At 62.6% G+C, this 3,862-nt stretch carries 6 protein-coding genes and 1 rRNA gene; 5 read left to right on the plus strand and 2 right to left on the minus strand.

Annotated features, from left to right (window positions below; all coding sequences use genetic code 11):
• Positions 1-3: 3 nt before the first annotated feature.
• The 4 genes from rrf to G3N62_RS34780 all read left to right on the plus strand — a co-directional run bounded on the left by rrf (position 4) and on the right by G3N62_RS34780 (position 1,615).
• A 5S ribosomal RNA gene (gene rrf / locus G3N62_RS34765) occupies positions 4-116 on the plus strand.
• A 249-nt stretch (positions 117-365) separates the two neighbouring features.
• Entirely contained in the window at positions 366-770 is a 405-nt protein-coding gene (cueR, locus tag G3N62_RS34770) for a Cu(I)-responsive transcriptional regulator (RefSeq protein WP_034191148.1), read from the plus strand.
• 215 nt (positions 771-985) lie between these two features.
• Positions 986-1,132 (plus strand): DUF3563 family protein, encoded by a 147-nt coding sequence (locus G3N62_RS34775; protein ID WP_006478295.1) that lies wholly within the window; start codon positions 986-988, stop codon positions 1,130-1,132.
• A gap of 114 nt (positions 1,133-1,246) precedes the next feature.
• A complete protein-coding gene (locus G3N62_RS34780; RefSeq protein WP_185733150.1) occupies positions 1,247-1,615 on the plus strand; it encodes a hypothetical protein in 369 nt (122 codons plus the stop codon).
• A gap of 15 nt (positions 1,616-1,630) precedes the next feature.
• Here G3N62_RS34780 and rlmJ read toward each other — a convergent pair whose 3' ends face one another.
• A complete protein-coding gene (gene rlmJ, locus G3N62_RS34785; RefSeq protein WP_034191150.1) occupies positions 1,631-2,476 on the minus strand; it encodes a 23S rRNA (adenine(2030)-N(6))-methyltransferase RlmJ in 846 nt (281 codons plus the stop codon).
• A gap of 111 nt (positions 2,477-2,587) precedes the next feature.
• Entirely contained in the window at positions 2,588-3,559 is a 972-nt protein-coding gene (locus tag G3N62_RS34790) for an aldo/keto reductase (protein ID WP_034191151.1), read from the minus strand.
• A 164-nt stretch (positions 3,560-3,723) separates the two neighbouring features.
• On the opposite strand from G3N62_RS34790, the gene G3N62_RS34795 reads away from it, so the two are divergent.
• On the plus strand, positions 3,724-3,862 hold a 139-nt coding region (locus tag G3N62_RS34795; RefSeq protein ID WP_134320086.1), incomplete at its 3' end, for an SDR family NAD(P)-dependent oxidoreductase.

Here is a 3,862-nt window from a genome sequence, read left to right on the forward strand (position 1 = left end):
TTGCCTGATGACCATAGCGAGTCGGTCCCACCCCTTCCCATCCCGAACAGGACCGTGAAACGACTCTACGCCGATGATAGTGCGGATTCCCGTGTGAAAGTAGGTAATCGTCAGGCTCCCTAAGCCAAGAACCCCCGCCCGAAAGGCGGGGGTTTTTGCATTTCGGCGGCGAAAATGCGCGTCGGCGCAGAAAACTCATCGCGTCCCGTCACTGCTCGCCAGATCCACCGCTATCCAGCTGCCAGCCCCCGATCGCGGAACGAAACCGCGTGATTTGATACGATCGACATGTCGTCAACGATTGCAACGATTGCATTCGTCGACGTTCACGGTCGAAACCGGGGGCTTGATGGAGAGGGCAGGGAATGAATATCGGCGATGCGTCACGCGAATCCGGAGTCAGCGCAAAGATGATCCGGTACTACGAACAGGTTGGCCTCCTTGCACCGAGCAAGCGTACCGACGCCGGCTACCGGATTTACGGTGCGGACGAAATCCATATCCTGCGATTCATCCGTCAGGCCCGGCGGCTTGGCTTTCTCGTCGAGGACATCCGCAAACTGCTGATGCTCTGGCAGGATCGCTCCCGTGCGAGTGCCGAAGTGAAGTCGATTGCCCTTGAGCACGTGGCCGAGCTCGACAAACGTATCGCGGAGCTGAGCGACATGCGCAACACGCTGGCCGATCTGGCCGCGCACTGCCATGGTGACGGTCGGCCGGAATGCCCGATTTTGGCGCGCCTTGCCGACCCGGTCGGTGAACCAAATTAGTGCGCGCACTCGAGTCGCAAAACGCGCCCGAATTCAATATCTATAAAAATCAACGGGTTATGTTTGTTTTGCGATCAGCCATTCCGATTTGGAATGGCCTCCATGCAAGTATTTCACTGGCATCTTGGTGCGGCATCGCTATAATTCGGGATAACCCTATACGGGAAATCCCTGAATCTCGATTCACCAGGGGTCCCTCTTCCTTGGAGAATGTCATGATCGCCTACATCGTCGAAAAGCTGAGCAACTGGTTCGAATCCGCAGAACGTGAACGCCGTGAGGCTTACCTCGCCACGTCGTCGGACATCGTCCAGCTCGAGAGCCGTATCCGCTCGCTCGAAACCAACGGCTACTCGCTGTAATCGGAGTTACCGTCAGGTGCCGTGTGGCACCGAACGATTAGCAAGCCCCGTATTGACGGGGCTTTGTTTTTTTGTGCACCGGATCTGGCGAAATCGTCAGTGCAGCGCTATGGTATGGGCCTGCTTTTCATCCTGAAGGACACGATCATGCGTTTGCGTCTCGATGTGCGTCGCAGTGCTCGCGCGCGTCTCGTTCTGGGCGCGGCGGTGCTTGTCCATGGCCTTGCAGCCAGTGCCGCAACGTCGTCCAAACCGCTGGTTCTCGATACGCAACGCGGTATCCAGGACGGCAAGGGCGGATTGGTCTTGCAGACAGCACCGCTGTCTGCGGAGCCGATCGTCGAGCCGGCGGGCATGCGCGCCCCGGCCGGGCAGGCGCCGAACACGTCGGTTCCGCTGTTCGTCGCGCCTTATATCAACGTTCCCGCGTGGGGCGGGCAGCCAGTCAATCAGCCGCGGCTCGCGCCGAGGCCGCAGCCGTAACGGCCGGTCGCCGGATCAGTTGCCGCGGTGCTCGATCTGACAGCGGGCGCCGCTATCCTGTCCCAGCTTCTCGACCAGATAGGGCAGGGTTTCTTTCATGCTCTGCGCGAGCGTGTACGGCGGATTCAGGATGAACATCCCGCTGCCGTAGAGGCCCAGGCCGTCCGTCGGCGGATTCGATACCGTCAGCGTCAGGTGCAACCAGTTGTTCGGCTGCAGGCGCTTCAACTGCTCGGGAAAGCGCTGCGACTCCAGCCGCGTGACCTGCGGGTACCAGATCGCATAGCAGCCCGTCGCGAATCGCTTCAGGCATTCCGTCACGCAACTCACCGTGCGCGCGTAGTCCTTCTTGTCCTCGTAGGACGGGTCGATCAGCACGAGTGCGCGTCGCGGCGGCGGCGGCAGCAGCGCCTTGATCCCTTCAAAGCCGTCGCCGGCGAAGATCATCGCGCGTCGCCCCGCGTCGCGGAAATTGTGGCGCAGCACGTCGATTTCGGTCGTGTGCATTTCGAACAGGCGCATGCGGTCCTGTTCGCGCATCGATCGCCAGGCGATGTACGGCGAACCGGGATAGAAGCGCAGTTCGCCATCGTCGTTCAGCGCGCGGACTTCGTCGACATACTCGCCCAGCGCTTCCGGCAGGTTCTTTTCGTCCCACAGCCGGCCGATGCCGGTGTCGAATTCCGACGTTTTTGCCGCATAGCCGTCGCGCAACGAGTACACGCCGGCACCCGCATGTGTGTCGATGTACCAGTACGACTTGTCCTTCTTGTTCAGGTAGCGCAGCAGCTGGACGACGACGGCGTGCTTGAGCACGTCCGCGTGGTTGCCTGCGTGAAAACCGTGACGATAACTGAGCATGGCGGGCTGCCTGAAACGAAAGGTGAATCGATGAAAGCGGTCGATCGCGCGCGGCCGTCGGGCCGGGCGCCGATGCGGCCGCGTATTGTACGCGAGTGGCCGTGCATCGCCTTATTCATATGCGTCGCCGACCACCTCCTCGATGCGTTGCTTCACGTCCGGCGTCAGCTTCGCCGCAACGTCGAGCGCGCGCATGTTGTCGCCGATCTGCTCGATCCGCGACGCGCCCGTGATCACCGAACTGACGTGCGGATTCGCGAGTGCCCACGCGATCGCGAGCTGGCCCGTGCTGCAGCCGAGCTCGGCCGCGATTCCGCCGAGCCGCTCGACGATATCGTTGGCCGCCTGATCGGTCAGGCGGTCACGCATCCAGTCGTAACCCTGCAACTGCGCGCGGCTGCCGGGCGGCACGCCGTTGCGATACTTGCCGGTGAGCAGGCCCGACGCCAGCGGGCTCCAGGTCGTGAGGCCGAGACCGTAATCCTCGTAGAGCCGCGCATATTCGTGCTCGACCCGCGTGCGGTGGAACAGGTTGTACTGCGGCTGTTCGACGACGGGCTTGCGCAGGTGATGCCGTTCGGCGATCTCGCATGCGGCACGGATTTCGTCGGCGCTCCATTCCGACGTGCCCCAGTACAGCGCCTTGCCGCGCGCGATCATGTCGCTCATTGCCCAGACGGTTTCCTCGATCGGCGTGTTCGGATCGGGGCGATGGCAATAGACGAGATCGACATAGTCGAGCTGGAGCCGGCGCAGCGAGCCGTCGATGGCGTTCAACAGGTATTTCCGGTTCAGCGTGTGATACTGGTTCGGCGCCTCGGCGAGCCCCCAGAAGAACTTCGTCGACACGATGTAGCTGACGCGCGGCCAGTCGAGCGACTTGAGCGCGTGGCCCATGATCTCCTCGGATTTGCCGCCGGCGTAGACCTCGGCGTTGTCGAAGAAATTGACGCCCGCGTCGCGTGCCGCGGCGAGGCATTCGCGCGCGACCCGCTGGTCGACCTGGTTGCCGTACGTGACCCAGGAGCCGAGCGAAAGCGCGCTGATCTGCAGGCCGGAGCGGCCTAGCCGTCGATAGTGCATGTGAATCTCCCGCGTGACGGAACCGACCTTAAGCTTAGACGTTTTGCGCGCGAACGGCGGGGCCGATCGTGCACAATGACGGCTGGCCCGCCGCGTCGCACCGGCGACGAATGCCGAAGGGGCGGGCGCGCACTTTTTCGATCCGATAACGGGAGGAGACGGACATGGCAGCAGATCTGAATGGCAAGACCGCAGTCGTCACGGGCGCCGCGAGCGGCATCGGCAAGGAAATCGCCCTCGAGCTCGCCAAGGCGGGCGCGGCCGTCGCGATCGCCGACCTGAACCAGGACGGCGCGAACGCGG

This window comes from Burkholderia sp. Tr-20355 (assembly GCF_017104685.1).
Lineage (GTDB): Bacteria > Pseudomonadota > Gammaproteobacteria > Burkholderiales > Burkholderiaceae > Burkholderia > Burkholderia seminalis.

Bases quoted from the DNA above. Each gene is read 5' to 3' on its own strand.
- G3N62_RS34780 (WP_185733150.1), top strand. From the start codon at position 1,247: ATGGGCCTGCTTTTCATCCTGAAGGACACGATCATGCGTTTGCGTCTC.
- G3N62_RS34790 (WP_034191151.1), bottom strand. From the start codon at position 3,559: ATGCACTATCGACGGCTAGGCCGCTCCGGCCTGCAGATCAGCGCGCTT.
- rlmJ (WP_034191150.1), bottom strand. From the start codon at position 2,476: ATGCTCAGTTATCGTCACGGTTTTCACGCAGGCAACCACGCGGACGTG.
- cueR (WP_034191148.1), top strand. From the start codon at position 366: ATGAATATCGGCGATGCGTCACGCGAATCCGGAGTCAGCGCAAAGATG.
- G3N62_RS34775 (WP_006478295.1), top strand. From the start codon at position 986: ATGATCGCCTACATCGTCGAAAAGCTGAGCAACTGGTTCGAATCCGCA.